Annotated in this window: 10 protein-coding genes; 5 read left to right on the top strand and 5 right to left on the bottom strand. The window is 51.0% G+C overall.

Features of this window, described 5'->3' with window-relative positions; all coding sequences use genetic code 11:
- Window positions 1-119: 119 nt before the first annotated feature.
- A complete protein-coding gene (locus H6G21_RS01295; RefSeq protein WP_190569684.1) occupies window positions 120-1,070 on the bottom strand; it encodes an RnfABCDGE type electron transport complex subunit D in 951 nt (316 codons plus the stop codon).
- 278 nt (window positions 1,071-1,348) lie between these two features.
- Here H6G21_RS01295 and H6G21_RS01290 point away from each other — a divergent pair, with 278 nt between their 5' ends.
- Window positions 1,349-3,124 (top strand): ATP-binding protein, encoded by a 1,776-nt coding sequence (locus H6G21_RS01290; protein ID WP_347277957.1) that lies wholly within the window; start codon window positions 1,349-1,351, stop codon window positions 3,122-3,124.
- An 86-nt stretch (window positions 3,125-3,210) separates the two neighbouring features.
- On the opposite strand, the gene H6G21_RS01285 is transcribed toward H6G21_RS01290, so the two are convergent.
- From H6G21_RS01285 to H6G21_RS01275, 3 genes are all read right to left on the bottom strand, one after another.
- Window positions 3,211-3,807 carry a cyclase family protein gene (locus H6G21_RS01285; protein ID WP_190569680.1) on the bottom strand — a complete coding sequence of 199 codons (597 nt, stop codon included), beginning with the start codon at window positions 3,805-3,807 and terminating at the stop codon, window positions 3,211-3,213.
- An 89-nt stretch (window positions 3,808-3,896) separates the two neighbouring features.
- Window positions 3,897-4,478, bottom strand: coding sequence for a Uma2 family endonuclease (locus H6G21_RS01280; RefSeq protein WP_190569678.1), 582 nt, complete (start codon window positions 4,476-4,478; stop codon window positions 3,897-3,899).
- A 131-nt stretch (window positions 4,479-4,609) separates the two neighbouring features.
- Entirely contained in the window at window positions 4,610-5,938 is a 1,329-nt protein-coding gene (locus tag H6G21_RS01275) for a glycosyltransferase family 2 protein (RefSeq protein ID WP_242041574.1), read from the bottom strand.
- A gap of 128 nt (window positions 5,939-6,066) precedes the next feature.
- Here H6G21_RS01275 and hpsL point away from each other — a divergent pair, with 128 nt between their 5' ends.
- The 3 genes from hpsL (at window position 6,067) to hpsO (ending at window position 10,306) form a co-directional block, all read left to right on the top strand.
- A complete protein-coding gene (gene hpsL, locus H6G21_RS01270) occupies window positions 6,067-7,878 on the top strand; it encodes a hormogonium polysaccharide biosynthesis protein HpsL (protein ID WP_242041573.1) in 1,812 nt (603 codons plus the stop codon).
- 63 nt (window positions 7,879-7,941) lie between these two features.
- Window positions 7,942-8,919, top strand: a complete 978-nt coding sequence (gene hpsN, locus H6G21_RS01265) for a hormogonium polysaccharide biosynthesis glycosyltransferase HpsN (protein WP_190569676.1) — start codon at window positions 7,942-7,944, stop codon at window positions 8,917-8,919.
- A gap of 220 nt (window positions 8,920-9,139) precedes the next feature.
- Window positions 9,140-10,306: a hormogonium polysaccharide biosynthesis glycosyltransferase HpsO gene (gene hpsO / locus H6G21_RS01260; protein WP_190569674.1), complete on the top strand. Its 1,167-nt coding sequence runs from the start codon at window positions 9,140-9,142 to the stop codon at window positions 10,304-10,306.
- A gap of 367 nt (window positions 10,307-10,673) precedes the next feature.
- Here the strand turns inward: hpsO and leuC are convergent, their stop codons facing one another.
- A complete protein-coding gene (gene leuC, locus H6G21_RS01255; protein ID WP_190569672.1) occupies window positions 10,674-12,083 on the bottom strand; it encodes a 3-isopropylmalate dehydratase large subunit in 1,410 nt (469 codons plus the stop codon).
- A gap of 477 nt (window positions 12,084-12,560) precedes the next feature.
- On the opposite strand from leuC, the gene H6G21_RS01250 reads away from it, so the two are divergent.
- Entirely contained in the window at window positions 12,561-17,624 is a 5,064-nt protein-coding gene (locus H6G21_RS01250) for a diguanylate cyclase (RefSeq protein ID WP_190569670.1), read from the top strand.
- Window positions 17,625-17,659: the final 35 nt, after the last annotated feature.

The following is a 17,659-nucleotide window of genomic DNA, read 5'->3' as shown; positions in this document are numbered from 1 at the left end:
GGGTGAATCACTAAAAAGAATTCAGGCAACTGAGAGTAACAATTGTTGTAATCGTGTGGGTTGCGATCGTGGGTAATGTAATCGTGTGGATGAAAATCTAGACTTTACCGATCTAGACTTTACCGATCGAGGGAGGGGCTGGCAGTCATGGAGCGATCGGCGGATGGATGCAGCCATTCAAAGCGATCGGCCTGAAACAGCCAGTCTAAAAGGAAGGTCAAGGGAGCCAGCACAAACAACGCCCAAAAGACGGCTGTATTAAGAAAATAGACATTTCGTAAAACAAAGGTGAGGGCTGCGATCGCGGCGGCCCAAATCAAGCGAGCCGATCGCGCATTGGGAATCGTTCTCGGGTCGGTGATCATAAACAGCGCAAACATCACCAAAGACCCACTCATGAGGCGATGCCCCCAAACATCCCACGTCCAACCTAGATAGAGGTTGCGCACGGCCTCTAGGCCAACGTAGACCGATAAAAAGGCGACGGTGGTATCCCAGCGCCCCACCTTTTGCAGTACCAGGCCGCCACAGAGCAGAAACAGCGCCGCATACCAGGCGGATTCTCCCCACTGGCCCGGTGACACCCAAGCGTGATGGGTCAGCAGCAAGACCGAAATAATGCCAAAGTTACCAGGGTTAAAAATATGTTTCTGATTGACCCGTAGGAGGAATTTGGACGCGATCGCCATGCTGCAAGCCAGAACCATCGTTTCCCAGCGATCGACCCGGAGCAGGAGCGATAGTCCCAGGGCTGTGATGAGAGCACTGTAATAGGTAGATGGTTGCAAGCTAGGCATGGGCCAGGGGTCAGATTTCTGTTCCACCCGCCATTGGAGAAACTGGACGATCGACTGGGCGATCGCTTGGGTGGCGCAGCAGGTGACGATCGCCACGAGGATGATCGTCGGATGGAGCGTCCAATCCCGAGTCACGAGACCGAGGAGCAAAAACAAGCTGAGAAACAGAATTTGATAGAGACGGGCATCGATCGCACGTGCGGGGACAGGTGGTCGGTCGGTCGGCGCGGCCAGCAGCGAAGCAGCGGCTTGAGACAGGGCAGTTTGGGGCATGGTAGTGAGGAACAAACTGTAGCTGAATTATGCCTCTCCCAGAAGCAAACCTATGCACCGTTACAGTTTACGTAACATCCCTGTTTTATTTCCAACCAACCAGGGATTACTAAATGTTACAAGTCCTTTGATGGCGCAATATTCCATGCGTGGCACAGATGCATTGCGAAACTCCCTGGAGTGCCCGGTTTCTGCGATCGCGTTTTGTGCCCTGCCTCTTAAATTGTCCTACAGATCTTGCACCACGGTCATACATCACAGTCCTAGGAGTCCGTTGTGTGCTGAAACGTCCAAGATCACTCAATGATTTGTTGAAACCCTCTTCTCCCGCGCAACTGACTCAAGTTGACGGGATCGCAGATCCATCCTGCCTATCTCCGCCCAACTGGCTCAAGCAACTGATCCAACAGCCGAAATGGTATTTCATTTACTATATTTTGGCTGGTTGCAACGTTGTTACGATGCTAGCCACGCTCTCCCTCAATCATCAGATTACGTGCATCTACGATCGCTCAGTTACCATTAACCAAACTTGGGCAACACGCCAGCAGACCTATTCTCAGCTAGGTACTTTGGCGATCGCCCTCAATGCCCCCGGAAATAACGTTTTTAACTCCCGGAACATTGATGCGGAATCCAAGGAACTGAAGCGGGCCGCCAAACAATTTCACACGCTGCTCCAACAGGTCAAAACTGACCTAACCCAGCAAGTATCACCGAATCTGGCAAATCCTTTACTCATGAACCTGGATGGGTTGGATCTGGATGCCATTGGGATGCAAAGTGAAGCGGAATTGATCTTCTCTTACCTGCGCCAAAATCAAATTGCCCAAGCCAGTATCCATATGTCAAATATGGATCAGTACAATATCAAAATCAGCGCAACGATCGCAAAACTACGGGAACAGATTAACCAAATTCAGCAGCAACGATTTGCAGAGCAACACACCGAAATTGCAATGCTGAAGCTGTATGAGTATGTGCTGGCAGGCTGTGTCGGTATGATCACACTCGCTGTCACGGCCTATGGCCTGCGGTTGGCGCAGACTGCCCAGCAAACGGCCAAGGATCGTGAACAGGCGATCGTTCAACTCCAACAAACAGAAGCTTATTTGCTGGAGAAAAATCAACAATTAGAACAAGCCCTTCAGCAAATTCAACAAACGCCCCAACTGATTCAAACGGAAAAAATGGCGAGTTTAGGTCAACTGGTGGCAGGGGTTGCCCACGAGATCAATAACCCTGTCAACTTCATTTACGGCAACCTGAAACATACGCAACAATCCATTCAAGATTTGCTGAGTTTAATTGCGCTCTACCAAACTCTACCCGATCAGGATACACGGGGAATGGCGGAACAGGCGATCGCTGAAAAGATGGAGGAAATTGATTTTGACTATCTCGTGGATGATTTGCCCAAGCAATTAGCATCCATGCAAACAGGGGCCGATCGGATTCGTCAAATTGTTCTTTCTCTGCGCACTTTTTCGCGCCTAGATGAATCGGATTGTAAAACGGTCAATCTCCATGATGGCATTGACAGTACGTTATTACTCCTACAGCATCGGTTCAAAAGTCGAAACCATCACCCTTGCATCCAGATCATTAAAGAATATGGTGATCTGCCATTGATCGAATGCTATGCCGGACAGCTCAATCAGGTATTTATGAACATTCTGGCGAATGCTTTGGATGCGCTAGAAGAATGCATGGAGGGTGCTGGAACAGATAGTGAGAAATCCTACCAAATTACCATTCGCACATCAGTGATTCAGTCCCGTTGGGTTCAAATTGAAATCGTTGACAACGGCGTAGGAATGACAGAACAAACTCGGCAGCAAATCTTTGATCCTTTTTTCACCACCAAGCCTGTCGGCAAAGGGACAGGCATGGGGATGTCCATCAGCTATCAAATCATTACCGAAAAGCATGGAGGCCACCTGGAATGCTATTCCACACCGGGTCAAGGCACTGAATTTATAATTCAAATTCCCATCCATCAACGTAGGGAATCCTTCGAGCGATCGGTTCATCCATGCTCAATAGCTACTTGACGGTCTACTTGACGATTTGCTTGACGGTCTAATGAATGACTTTTTAGGGTGGGCAATGACTTTGTGGCCGGGGCTAGGAGGCCGGATTATTGGCGGATGAGGACGCGGCAGGGTGCCCCGCTGGTGCCGACCAAGGCTAATGGTAAAGCAAAGATTTCACCGTTAGGATGGACTTTCTGGGCTGTGGGTCGATCGAGATCTTCAACCCAGTATTTACCTGCCTTGGCTAGCTGTTGGTAGAACGTAAAATCTGGGGCAGCGGCGATCGTCACAGACCCATCTACAACCCACAAGGGGGGTGCCAGTTGCAGTAGATAGGTTAAGGCGTCCAGGGTCAGGCAACTGCTGGTTTGTAAGGGGGCGCGAATGAATAAAATCCCTTCGTCGGCGATCGAGGAACACAGGGTGGTTACTGTTTCGATCGTGCCATAGGTGGGCAAGTCTAGGAGGAAGTAGCGGCCTATCAAGTGGGCGGGGGACAGGGCTTCTAGGGTGGCTCCGTGGGCATCAAAGTGGGCGGGGGCATCGATGTGGGTGCCAGTTTGGGTGCCGAGGCGTAATTCTGACACTCGAAAGCCCTGGTCGTTAACGGAACACCATTCCCGACATTCAAACGGGGGGTCACTATAGGTTGCCGTGGCATATATTTCGATCGCTGCGTCGATCGGTTTTGTCAAATCCAAGGTATGGCGACTGGTTGAGCCAGATTCAAGACCTGGGAAATGGCTGTCCCTATTTTTCATAGTCCGACGGTATGGGTCAGGTACATCGCTCAAGCTTGCAGTTCAAACATCTGATCGGGCGTCAAGGTAAATTCTGGCACGATGTGAGAAATGACCCGATCGCCGCCTTGGAATACGCGATCAGTGTAGGCTCCTTCAACCCATTGGCAAACGGTTATTTGCTTTTCCTGGGGATCGACAATCCAATATTCTGCAATGCAACGGGCGGCGTATTCCGTATGCTTGTGACGATAATCCCGAATGCGATTATTGACCCCTGGACTCACGACTTCAACGACTAACGCGGGGGGCGGCATCTCTCGGGTAATCGTGGCCCGAGAGGTTCCCTCCAAGGCCGTGGCCGCTTCTGGCGTCAAGATCAGTAAATCAGGGCAGCGCGTATTGGCCAACCGTCCACTCACTTCAATTTCTGCATTCCAGGCAATCAATTGTTGCGGTAAATATCTAGCAAATTCCAGTAAGAGCTTGACGGCGATCGCATTGTTCTGGCGCGTTTCCGGTGGCATTTCTACTAACTCTCCATCCACCAATTCGTAGCGAGTATCCGTGCCATCGTCATAGGTTAGATATTCCTCCAAGGTAAGTTTTCTGTGGGTGCTACTGAGGGTCATGGTGGGGTAGGAGGGTAGGAGGGGAAATTGGGATTGCTGAGCTGATCGGCGGAGCAGATCGATAGTCTTCTTGATAGCTTGATAGATAGTATTCTAGCGAGGAATCTCTTGGGCTCGGGTTACTGCTCGGGTTACTTTTTGACATCGGTGACGCGCCAATTGAGCTTGAGGTTGACCCAGAAGTTCCACATCACTACGATCGCGATCGCCAGTAACTTTGCTAGGAATGGGTTCAAGCCCAGTACTGTGCTAAACAGTCCCATCAGCGAGCCTTGCAAGACAATCCCCGTACCGCAGACGACATTGAATTTCAGTAAGCGTTTCAACCAGCGCCGTTTGCCCGGTTGACCGCGAGAAATTTCGCCAAACGTCCAGAAATCATTCCAAACGAAGTTATTAATCAGTGCGACTTCCGCCGAAAGTACCGCCGCTAGGACTGCCCGACTTGGCCCCAGCAGCCCAAACAGCACCGCAAACACGGCCATGTCCACAGCTAAGCCACTAAAGCCCACGATCCCGAAGCGCAAAAACTTGCCGATCGGAAAGCGTTGGTTCAGCTTTTTCAGCGCCGTGCGATCGCGTTTGGCCCAGCGTAACCGCAGTAGATGTTGGATGTATTCCCAATACTGCTGTCCAGTTACCTTGCTTTCCCCATCCTGCCGTTCCTGGAACACATAACCCACCTCAGCAATCTGGCCAATGCGCCCGCGTCCAATCACCTCTAGCAAAATCTTGTAGCCCGCTGGATTGAGGGCGCGATCGCCGATCGCCGATCGTTGCACCAGAAAATACCCACTCATCGGATCGGACACACGACCGAGGACATGGGGCAGGATCAGTAACCCCAAGATCTGTGCCCCCCGCGAAGTCATTCGCCGAAACAGGCTCCATTCACTGATGCCCCCCCCATCGACATGGCGACTGGCCACCGCTAAATTGGCTCCCTGGATCATCTGCGTCCACAACCCCAGCAACACCTCCGGCGGATGCTGCAAATCCCCATCGATCACCCCTAACACCCGCCCCTGGGCCACCTGCCAACCGCGAATCACTGCCGTAGATAGTCCCCGTTCTCCCTGTCGCCGGACAACCCGTAGTTGAGGATAGTGGGGGGCGAGGGCGAGGGCTTTTTCCCAAGTCCGATCGGGGCTATCATCATCCACGACAATCAGTTCATAATCGTGGCGCAACACTTGATCCAGCGTAGAACTGAGGATTTCTACTAAGCGCTGAATATTATTAGCTTCGTTGTAGGTGGGAATAATTAACGAAAATGCGAGGGGAAACTCCAACGACAATGCAGGAACGATCAAGTCGCCTTGGGGCGCAGCTAATAGAGCAGCAGTGGGAACAGACGGAACAGTCAAAGGGGTTTCCTCTCGATCGATGGCCTCAATTCGCATAGCGTCGGCGCTAGCGGCAATAGAACGGACAGAAGCAGGGCGGGAAGGACTCGTCATAGATGGCTATTGTACCGAGAAGTTAATATTTATTGTTGGTATAAATTTAGAGCTTCGGCGATCGGTGGCAGTCGGCGGGATCAAAGCCTCAGGCCAGAGAGAGGGATTAGCAACGACGTTTTTGGGCCATGTTTGGGTTCCTAGCTTGGGTGTCTCGCTGGGGTTCCTGGCTTGAGTTCTCAGCAGGGCGCAAATCAAGGGGGGGAAATCAAGGGGGAAATCAAGGGGAAATCGGGCATTCTGAGAGTACCCCCTTTGTCCTTCCCCAGCCCATGGCCAAGTCAAACTCCCGAAAATCCAGCAAATCTTCCAAGGCCGCGAAACGCCAGTCCGCAAGCAGCCCGGAATCCATCGAACAGCCGACCCTGACGCTGAAAGAACAACTGGCGGCAAAACGTAAAGCAGCTAAGGCTAAACAAGAATTGACGCAGTTTTTGACGATCGCGACGGTTTGTTCGATCTTCGTTGCGCTGTTGTTGGCGATCGTGGGGGGTGTCAAAGGTGCCGTGGGGGGCATGGTGGGAACGCTGGTGCTGCTGCTCGCGTTTAAATATCCCTGGCAGGCGCTCTACGGCTTTTGGATTTATTTGCCCCTGGGGGGAACGATCACCTATTCGATCGGGGGCGGCAGTAACCCTGTGTTGCAATTGGCCAAGGATATTTTCTATCTCCCGGCACTGATTGCCACAATCCAACTGTGCCAGCGGAAAAAATTACCTTTCATCCTGCCCACTGGCTTGAAAACACCGCTCTTGTTGTTACTGGGGTACTGCCTGTTGGTTCTGCTGTTTGTCAATGGAGCCCAGCAACTGGCCCCCAAGGGAGATAAACCCTTTTTGATGGGGCTTTTGGGCTTGAAGGTTTTTCTGGGTTACGTACCGCTGATTTCCTGTGCTTACTATTTTTTAAATAAGCGATCGGATTTTTATCGCCTAATGCGGATTACGGCGGTGTTGACCCTGGTGTGCTGTGGCTTGGCGTTTGCCCAATACATGATGCTGAAAACTGGTCGCTGTCAGGGCACGGTCGGATCCGGTGCGGAGTTGTTTAAAGCCTCCCTAGGCGCGCGGTGTTTGGTAGGAGGCTCGCTGCTGTACAACGAGGAGCAGGGGGTGATCCGCCTACCGGGAACCTTTGTGGCCCCCTGGCAGTGGGGCTGGTTTCTGATTTCGGCGGCCTTTTTTAGTTTTGCAACGGCCTTTAGCGATCGCAGTTTTCTCTGGCGGTTGGTAGGGATGGGCGCAATGGCCGGAACCCTAGCGATGGCCGTGCTGTCGGGACAACGGATTGCCCTCGCGATCGTGCCGATCGTGTTTGCGGTGCTGCTGGTCGTGACGGGTCAGGTGGCCAACCTAAAGCGCTTTTTGCCGATCGGGATCACGCTGGGGGTATTTGCCGCGATCGCCATGGCCGCCTATCCAGAGGTGGTACAGGAACGGTTGGATAGCTTTTCTAGCCGCTGGGAAGCAGCTCCACCAACGGAATTTATTGCGTCGCAGTTTGATTTCGTGAGTGATCTGGCCGGAGTTTTGGGGCGGGGCCTGGGGCGGGCAACCAATTCGGCCCGGAGTTTTGGGGAAACGAAGCTGATTGAAACCTACTATCCCAAGCTGTTATTTGAGATTGGCCCGATCGGGGTGTTGCTCTTTCTGGTGGTCGTGACCACACTAACGGTAGTCACGTTCCGCGCCTATCGCCAACTCAAGGATAAAAACCTGCGGGGCATGGGGGCGGCGCTGTGGGTGTTTATCCTGTTTATCAGCTACAACACCTATTACTATCCCCTCGATGTGGATCCAGTTGGAGTTTACTACTGGTTTATGGCAGGAGCCTTACTCAAGTTGCCGGAACTGGAAAAAACCGAAGTGCCCCAACTGGCTGAGGCAACGGCGACTCCACCTAAAGGCAAACGTCGTAAGTCATCTCCCCGATCGAGATAGTCCTTTCCAGCATCTGCCAGCATCATCCCATCCCCGTTTTTCTGCAAGCTATTTCTGTAAACTATGCTGCCATTGATTTCCGTCATCATCCCCACCTATGGGCGAGAAGAACCGCTGGTGGTTTCGATTCGAGATGTGTTGAAACAGGACTATCCGCAGTTTGAAGTGCTGGTGGTCGATCAGACGCCGACCCATGGGCCGGAGGTGCAGGCGTTTCTGGAAGAGATGGCTGCTGCGGGAAAAATTCGCTGGTTCCGACTGAATTGGGCCAGTTTGCCGGGGGCGCGGAACTATGCGGTGCGGCAGGCAAAGGGCGATGTCATGCTGTTTTTGGATGATGATGTGGAGTTACCAGCGGGCTTTTTGGCGGCCCATGCCCAGAATTACGATCGCCCGGAGGTGGGGGCGGTGGCGGGACGGGTGCTAGATCGGATGAAGTTGGCGGATCATGCGGCGGGTTTGGTAGTGGAAGATTTGCCGCCGGAAGCCATGGATCCGGGAATTGCTTGGTATCACATCAACCTGGTGCATACGGTGAAGCCGCAGCGGGTTTTGAGTGCACGGGGCTGCAATATGTCCTACCGCCGAGAAATTTTTTACAAACACCAAATTTGGTTTGATGAGCGGTTTCGAGGGAGCGCGGTGCGGGAGGAATCGGATTTTTGTCTGAGAATCCGCAAAACGGGTTTGCAGATTTGGTACGACCCCACGGCGCAATTGGTGCATCTGGGGGAAGAAACCGGCGGCTGTCACGACATCAGCACCCGATCGATGCAGTACCAAATTACTTTCTATCACAACCACTTTTTGATGGGCTTGAAAAATCTGACGCCCTGGCAAGCGGTGCGATTTTTTAGCAAATTATTTGATTGTCACGTTCTGGGCCATCCCCCCTGCTACAAGAGCAAATCTCCGATTAAAATCCTGACGCGCGGCGGCTTTTTTTGTTTAGCGTTTTTAGCGACTTTGAAAACGTTAGTCCAGTCCTATTGGGATGACGGTCAGGTTTACACGCGCAAAGCTCGCGCGTTGGATAGCTAATTTGTCGTACCCAATTGATTTATCAATGCTACAGATCCGATCCCCCCTCACCCCCCTTAAAAAGGGGGGAATTCAGTTAAATTCTTTCAAAGTCCCCCTTTTTAAGGGGGATTTAGGGGGATCTCTATGTTTTGCAATCACAAGTCGATTTGGTATCAGGTTGGATTAATCGAAACGCATCCGGGATAAATCAGTCAGCAAATCAGTGAGGAGAGGGGCAATGCGAATTTTGGTGGTCAGTCATTCCTATATTGTGGATTTGAACTGCGAAAAGTTGCGATCGTTGGCGAAGCTCGATCCGGCGATCGAAGTGACGATCGTCGTACCGAAGCGCTGGCGGCCCGGTGGGGTGATGAAAAACGTGGTGGAGGCGCGGGCTTGGCAGGATGGCAATTTCCGGGTGGTTCCGGTGTTGAACTACAGCCAAAATAACCAAGGTTTGCTGTGTTTTGGGCCGGAGTTGATTACACTCTTGCGCCAGTTTCGCCCGGATGTGATTCAGGTGGAACAGGGGGTGAAGTCCCTGGCCTATGCGCAGTTGATTATGCTCGATCGCCTGCTAAATTTGCGGGCTAAACGGTTGTTTTTTACCTGGTGGAATCTGCCCTATCAGTTGAAATTTCCGGTTTCGCTGATTGAAAAATTCAATTTAGCGAATACTGATGGCATTGTTGTTGGCAATCAGGCGGGTTACGAAATTTTCAAACAAAAGGGCTACGATCGCGCAATGCAGATTATGCCGCAGTTGGGGGTTGATGATCGCATTTTCCAACCGCAACGCCAACCGGAACTGCGATCGCACTTGGGGATTGCCCCTACGGATTTTGTGATTGGTTTTGTGGGGCGGTTCGTGCCGGAAAAAGGGTTGATGACGTTGCTTCAGGCGGCAGCAGGGTTGGGACAGCGGCCTTGGAAGTTGCTGCTGTTGGGTCGTGGGCCTTTGCAGGAGGAACTGTTAACGACGGCGACGGAATTGGGGATTCGCGATCGGTTGATTCTGGTGGAAAGTGTGCCCCATGCGGAGGTCTATCGCTATATCAACAGTATGGACACGTTGGTGTTGCCGTCGGAAACTACCTATCAATTCAAAACGCTGACAGCGGTGGGTTGGCAGGAGCAGTTTGGCCATGTGCTGATTGAAGCGATGGCTTGCCAAGTTCCGGTGATTGGTTCTGATTCTGGTGAAATTCCCAATGTGATTGCGGATGCAGGGTTGGTGTTTCCGGAGGGTGATCGGGAGGCGCTGGGCGATCGCTTAATGCAACTGATCGATCGTCCAGAATTTGCCCAGGACATGGGACAGCGGGGCTATCAACGGGCGATGGTGAAATATACCAATCAGGCGTTGGCTAAGGAATTGCTTGCGTTTTATCAAACAGTTGTGTGATCGTAGGTGAATGGAAAGCTAAGGGACTCGTGATATAGCGCGATCGTCGGGGCTGCTGCGCAGCGAGGATCGGGGAACTTCTCCCCGCCCCCCTGCTATGTCAGGGGACTCTACTCCCCCGACACCCCCCGAAAGGGTATTCTCCATCTTGAGCCAGTAGGCATTCGCAAAGTACACATTGCAGCTATCAAATTCACGTTGGGTGATTCGGTAGACTTTTCACTCGGTAGACTTTCTACATCGATCGTTGTACCCTCACGAATCATTTAAATAGGAGGGTCAGTTCAGCGCTCCTAGCTTTCACTGGAGAAATCAGCTCCGATCTCTCCAGAGTTCCCTGAATCTAATAACGGTCAATGACTACCGATTACTGCTGCAATAACTCCCGAACATCGGTGACCTTGCCCGTAATGGCCGCCGCCGCCACCATCGCCGGACTCATCAACAACGTCCGCCCAGAAGCCGAACCTTGCCGTCCTTTGAAATTGCGGTTGGAAGACGAAGCGCTAATTTGCCGTCCCTCCAGGCGATCGGGGTTCATGGCCAAGCACATGGAGCAGCCCGGTTCCCGCCACTCAAAACCCGCTGCGGCAAACACCCGATCGAGCCCTTCTGCTTCGGCCTCCTGCTTCACCCGCTCCGACCCCGGTACCACAAAGGCTTTCACCCCCGGCGCAACGCTATGGCCTTGGGCAATTTTGGCGGCTTCCCGTAGGTCAGAAATGCGGCCATTGGTGCAACTGCCGATAAAGCAAACATCGATCTTCGTTCCGGCTAAGGGTTTGCCCGGTTGCAGATCCATGTAGCTGTAGGCTTCCTGGGCCAATGCTTGCTCATCCTGGGGCATTTCTTCAGGAGTGGGAACGGATTCATCAACTCCAATCCCTTGGCTAGGTGTAATGCCCCAGGTAACGGTAGGCGCAATGTCCGCTGCATTGAAAACGACAACATCATCGTAAACTGCATCGGCATCACTTCGTAGGCTATCCCACCAAGCCACTGCCTGATCCCAAGTATCCCCCTTGGGCGCAAAGTCTCGACCTTTGAGGTAGTCGTAGGTGATTTGATCGGGGTTGACATAACCACAGCGCGCCCCGCCTTCGATCGCCATGTTGCACACGGTCATACGTTCTTCCATGGACATGGCTTCAAAAGTGGTACCTGCAAATTCGTAGGCATAGCCCACGCCCCCCTTAACGCCCAATTTACGAATAATATGCAGAACCACATCTTTGGCATAGACGCCCGGTTGCAGGGGGCCATTGACTTCTACTTTGCGCACCTTGAGTTTCGCGAGGGCCAAGGTTTGTGAGGCCAGCACATCCCGCACTTGACTCGTGCCAATACCAAAGGCGATCGCGCCAAAGGCTCCGTGGGTGGAAGTGTGGCTATCTCCGCAGGCGATCGTCATGCCGGGTTGGGTCAAGCCTTGCTCCGGTGCAATGATATGCACAATCCCCTGCCTGCCGGATCCTGTGTTGTAAAAGCGAATCTGATTGGCCGCAGTATTTTTTTCCAATTCCTGAAGCATTGCCTCGGCCATGGGATCGGCAAAGGGGCGTGCTTGGTTGTCCGTGGGAATGATGTGATCAACGGTAGCAACGGTGCGATCGGGAAACATGACCTGCAAATTCCGTTCCCGCAGCATGGCAAATGCCTGGGGACTAGTCACCTCATGGATCAGGTGCAGCCCAATAAATAGCTGGGTTTGGCCGGAGGGAAGGGTACCGACGGTGTGGAGATCCCAAACTTTATCGAATAGCGTTCTCTGACTCATGGTGACTTTCCGAAAAACGGTAATGGCGGATACTACAAAGTCCAATTTTATCGAAAAGCTGGGCCGATTGTTGGGATCATCCTTTGCAACAAAATGGAAATTGTCGATATTTTGGGAAGGGGGGAGTTGACTAGATGGCTGCCTAGACGATTTACCTAGACGATTTGCCTAGACGATTTGCCTAGACGATTTGCCTAGACGATGTGACATCGCCCAACGGATTGGGCAGGCTGGAATGAACGTAAGACGGGGAAGTTCTGAGTGGGTGCTGGGGAGGACGGGCTAGAGATATGCTGGACGTACGCTGGAGAAAGGCTAGAGGGATCGTGAACTGGACGAGATGCCAGATGCTTGTTCAGGTAGAGGGGTCTTCTGGGGCATCAATCTTTTTCTATGGGCGTTGCTGGGTTGGATAGAGACCCAGAAGGACGATCGTGTTTGTTCTTATTGATTTGGCACTCATTCCTCACTAATGACATGTTTGATTTTCCAGGCATTGAGGTAACTGAACAGATTTATGCAAGTCTGAATTCTGTAATTTATCGGGGACATTCTAGCCACACGCCGCACCCAATCATTCTGAAAGTTCTGAACCAGCAGTATCCCAATCCTCAATCCTTGGCCAATTATCGTCGGGAATACGAGATCTTATCCAAATTGCAGGTTGAGCCAGTCATTCAAATCTATGACTTTCAGGCATATCAGAATACTTGCTTTCTGGTGCTGGAGGACTTTGGGGGGCGATCGCTGAATGTTTTCCAAGCGCAGCAGCCTTTTTCTGTCCAAACGGTTTTGGAGTTAGCGATTCAGATTGCCCAAGCCTTAGATATCATTCACCAACACCAGGTCATTCATAAAGATATTAATCCCAGTAATATTGTCTGGAATTCGACGACTGGTGAGTTAAAACTCATTGATTTTGGACTTTCTGTGGTGCAATCGCGATCGCAACCCACATTTTCTCAGAATAATGTGCTGGAGGGTACTCTGGCCTACATTTCTCCGGAGCAGACGGGACGAACGAACCATGCCATTGATTGCCGCACAGATTTCTACAGTCTGGGGGTGACTTTGTATGAGTTACTGACCCATCAGTTACCTTTTGAGACCCTTGAGCCCTTGGAGTTAATTCATTGCCACCTAGCACAACAACCCTGTCCCCCCCATGAGTTAAATGCTGATATTCCGCAAAGTTTGTCGGCGATCGTGATGAAGCTTTTAGCCAAAATGCCGGAGGATCGTTATCAAAGTGCCTACGGATTGCAAGCGGATTTAGAACATTGCCTCGCACAGTGGCACCAGGGGGTGCGCCATGTGTTTCGCTTGGGACAATTGGATCGATCGGATCGGTTTCAGGTATCGTCTAAACTGTATGGACGGGAGCAGGCGATCGAACAGTTATTGGACACCTTTGCGCAAACCCAACGGGGATCTGCACAACTGACCGTCATTTCAGGGTATGCGGGCATTGGGAAATCTAGACTCGTGCAGGAAGTGGCGCAACCCATTGCTGAGCGTCAAGGGCGGTTGATTTCTGGTAAATTTGCGCAATTGCAGCGATCGAGACCCTATAGCGCGATCGTAGAAGCGCTGCGAATGCTGATGAAGCAGTTACTCAGTTCTGATGAGATCACTTTGCAGAAATGGCGATCGCAGATTTTAGACGCTGTGGGCAATAACGGACAGGTGATTATTCAAGCGATTCCTGAAGTGGAATGGTTAATTGGGCCACAGCCGGACATTCTCCCCTTACCCTCCCAAGAAGCTCAAAATCGTTTTAATCGTGTCTTTCAGGAGTTTTTGAGGATATTTTGTCAAACGGATCATCCGTTAGTGTTGTTTCTGGATGATTTGCAATGGGCTGATAATGCGACTTTACAATGGTTAGAATTCACCTTTTTAGATAGCGCATTTGAAGGCTTGATGATTGTGGGAGCCTATCGCGATCGAGAGGTGGATGAAGCCCATCCCCTCCTGCAAACATTGAACAAACTGACCGGTCGGGGAGTGGCGATTGGGGCGATCGAACTTGTTCCGTTGGCGTTAGAATCCGTAGAGCACATGGTGGCTGATACGTTGTACTGCGAAATCACCCAAGCGGCTCCCCTGGCAGAACTCATTCTGACAAAAACCCAAGGCAATCCTTTTTTTATTGGTGAATTTCTGAAAACGTTGTACGCGGAAAAATTAATTCATTTTGATTATTCGCAACGGGCTTGGCAATGGGATGTTGAACGAATTCAGAGTGAACAAATTACCAATAATGTCGTTGATTTGTTAATTGATCAAATTCAAAAACTGCCGCCTTCGGCTCAACGGTTACTCCAAATGGCAGCCTGTTTGGGCAATTACTTTGATCTGGCAACGCTAGCTCTGCTGGAGCAGGACGCTGTGCAAACGATCGCGACTCAACTCTGGCCTGCCTTGGGTCAGGGATTTATTGTGCCAGATTATCGCTACGGAGCGAGCACGGATACCCTGGCGGGGGTGCCGTTGCAATATCGATTTGCCCACGATCGCATTCAACAGGCCGTTGATTTATTAATTCCCACGGCGCAGAAACAACAATTCCATTGGCGAATTGGGCAAGCCTTCCTCAACCACAGTACCCTTCAAGCGCAGGCCGATCGCCTGTTTGATCTGGTCAATCACCTGAATCAGGGGCCGGTGATGCTGTACGATCGCGCGGTCAAACAGCATTTAGCGGAATTGAATCTGAAAGCAGGTCGCAAAGCTAGAGATGCCAATGCCTATGACATTGCCCTTGATTACTTTGTAACAGGTTTAGGATATTTAGAACAGCAGTCTTGGCAATGCCAATATCGACTGGTTTTAATGCTGTTGGAAGCGGCGGCTGATGCGGCTTTGTTATGTGGCAAATTCACAGTTATGGAGCATTATTTAGATGAAATTTTGAACAATACAACTTCACTGTTAGATCAGATGAATGCCCACGAGATCCGTATTCAATCCTATGTTGCGCGGCAGCAAACGGAACAGGCGATTCTTTACGGCATTGAGCGTTTTCAACAATTTGGACTGAAGGTTCAGCGGCAGGTTCGGATGATGACGCTCCTGCCCGATCTGCTGCGGCTCCAGCGGGTATTAAAACGATCGTGGCAACGGATTGCTGAATTGCCAATCATGACTGACCCAACCGCTCGGGCGATCACCCAAATCATGGATAGCTTGGGGGGTTCACTATACGTATCAAGCCGCAATCTACTTCTGTGGAATACGATTCAGGGTATCCAACTTTCCTTGCAGCACGGGGCAGCCCCTTCCTCTCCGTTGCAATATGGAGCCTTTGGATTGATGCTATGTAATGTGATGGGCAAGGTGGAATTGGGATATCGGATTGCCCAACAAGCGATCGCGCTGACTCATAAATTGGAGAATCGACGCACTGAAGTTCGGTTGGGGATGGTCTTTCAAAGTTTTATCCGTCACTGGAAAGAACCCGCTCGGTGCCTCCTAGATCCCCTTTTGGAACTGCACTATCGCGCGATCGAAGTGGGCGATTTTGAATATGCGGCGGCTTGCTTATTTTTTCGAGTGAGCTACGGGGTTTGGGTGGGACAAGAGCTGAATCAGCTGCTGCAGGACTGTGAAATCTATTACCCGATGATGCAAAGCCTACGTCAACCGCGAACTTTAATGGTATTTCGGTTAGTTTGGCAAACTTTGCTCAATTTACAACTGCCCTCCCCTGAGCAAGCCGTGCAATTTGCAGGCGTGCGGTATGACGAAACCAATCCGGAGGCTCAGGTCTTTGTCGATCCATCATCTCAGTTTAACTTTCACTATCAAAAGTTATTCCTAGCGTATTTGTTTGGCGAGTATGAACTGGCACAACAGCACCTCACACACCTGAAGCCTTTGCAACAAGGGGCGCTCGGTCGCCTGATGCGATCGGGGCGGCATTTTTTCGAGGCGTTAACCTGCTTGGCACAGTGGTCAGAAATTCATCCCCTGCAACGATTCCAATGGATGCGACGCATTCGGACTGCCCAGAAACAATTACAACACCGGGCCAAGTATGTGCCCTCCGATTATCAGCATAAAGTGTGGCTGATTGAAGCCGAATGCTGCCGGGTTCAACGTCAACCCTTAAAGGCCATGGGATATTACGATCGGGCAATTGATGCAGCCCGCAAGCAAGGCTTTTTACAGGAGGTGGCAATCGCCTGTGAGTTAGCAACTGGGTTCTATTTAGAATTAAACCAGGTGAAAATTGCGCAATGGTATTTTCAAGAAGCTTGCTATTGGTTTAAACGCTGGGGAGCAACCGCAAAAGTCAAGCATTTAGAAATCAAATATTCTCAATTATTGGTGGGTATTTTAGGACAGAATACAGATCATTCTGGTGATTACTTACAAACTTCCCTGAATCCGTTGCGAGACAGTGTAAATAGTCATTCTTCCCAATTAGATTTAATGACAGTGATGAAATCATCGCAGGCATTGTCGCAGGAAATTGTCCTCGATCGCTTACTCGAAAAATTCATGGCAACCATTTTAGAAAATACTGGAGCCGATCGGGGGGTGTTATTACTGGAGTCGGAAACGGGCTGGTATGCTGCAACATCGCGATCGTTGGATCTGAGCATACACAATCTAGAGAAGCCATCCCGTTCGGTTGACTTGGCCCATCAAATCGCACTTTCGATCGTCAACTATGTGGCGCATACCCAGGAAACCATTGTTCTAGACGATCTGACTAACTACCATAGTCAATTCAGCCAAGACCCCTATATCCAAACAGTAGAACCCAAGTCAATTTTAGCGACACCTTTGATTCATCAGGGCAACTTTTTAGGGGTGGTTTATTTAGAAAATAAGCTTTCGCGGGCGACTTTTACCGTTGCGCGATCGGACATTGTTAAAGTGCTGTGTGCCCAAGCAGCCATTTCGATCGAAAATGCTCGCTTATATGCGTTTCAGAAAGAACAGGCCCAAATCCTAGAGCAAAAGGTTATGGAGCGCACAGCCGCCCTTGCGGCAGCCAATGAAGAGTTACAACGGTTAGCGACCTTAGATGGTTTAACGCAGGTGGCCAATCGGCGGGCGTTTGATCACTACTTGCAGCGGGAATGGCAACACCTCCTGCGGGATCAGCGCTCCCTGGGGCTAATTCTCTGCGATGTCGATTACTTCAAACGCTATAACGATCACTATGGCCATCAGGGAGGAGATACCTGTTTGCAAACCGTAGCCCAGACCATTCAAGCCTCCGTTAAGCGATCGACGGATTTAGTTGCCCGCTATGGGGGGGAGGAATTTGCCATCATTTTGCCCAATACCACGATCGAAGGTGCGTTTCAAATTGCTGAAACGATTCGTCTGAATATTGCCTATCTCAAACTGCCCCATGCCCAATCGGAAGTAAGTGAGTGCGTTAGTCTGAGCTTGGGGGTAACGGCAATTGTTCCGGCACAGAATCTGACTCCGGAGCAGTTAATTCAACAAGCAGATGCAGCATTGTACGCAGCCAAGCAGCAGGGTCGAAATCGCGTGATCATTTACCAATCTCAGTCATGAGTCCTCTGTGTGAGTTAGCACGTTGTGAATTGGAA

This window comes from Alkalinema sp. FACHB-956 (assembly GCF_014697025.1).
Lineage (GTDB): Bacteria > Cyanobacteriota > Cyanobacteriia > Leptolyngbyales > Leptolyngbyaceae > Alkalinema.
Note: the sequence above shows the minus strand (reverse complement) of the source record. Positions and strands in the feature narration are given on the sequence as shown.

Bases quoted from the DNA above. Each gene is read 5' to 3' on its own strand.
- H6G21_RS01295 (WP_190569684.1), bottom strand. From the start codon at position 1,070: ATGCCCCAAACTGCCCTGTCTCAAGCCGCTGCTTCGCTGCTGGCCGCG.
- H6G21_RS01280 (WP_190569678.1), bottom strand. From the start codon at position 4,478: ATGACCCTCAGTAGCACCCACAGAAAACTTACCTTGGAGGAATATCTA.
- H6G21_RS01275 (WP_242041574.1), bottom strand. From the start codon at position 5,938: ATGACGAGTCCTTCCCGCCCTGCTTCTGTCCGTTCTATTGCCGCTAGC.
- hpsL (WP_242041573.1), top strand. From the start codon at position 6,067: ATGTTTGGGTTCCTAGCTTGGGTGTCTCGCTGGGGTTCCTGGCTTGAG.
- hpsN (WP_190569676.1), top strand. From the start codon at position 7,942: ATGCTGCCATTGATTTCCGTCATCATCCCCACCTATGGGCGAGAAGAA.
- hpsO (WP_190569674.1), top strand. From the start codon at position 9,140: ATGCGAATTTTGGTGGTCAGTCATTCCTATATTGTGGATTTGAACTGC.
- leuC (WP_190569672.1), bottom strand. From the start codon at position 12,083: ATGAGTCAGAGAACGCTATTCGATAAAGTTTGGGATCTCCACACCGTC.
- H6G21_RS01250 (WP_190569670.1), top strand. From the start codon at position 12,561: ATGTTTGATTTTCCAGGCATTGAGGTAACTGAACAGATTTATGCAAGT.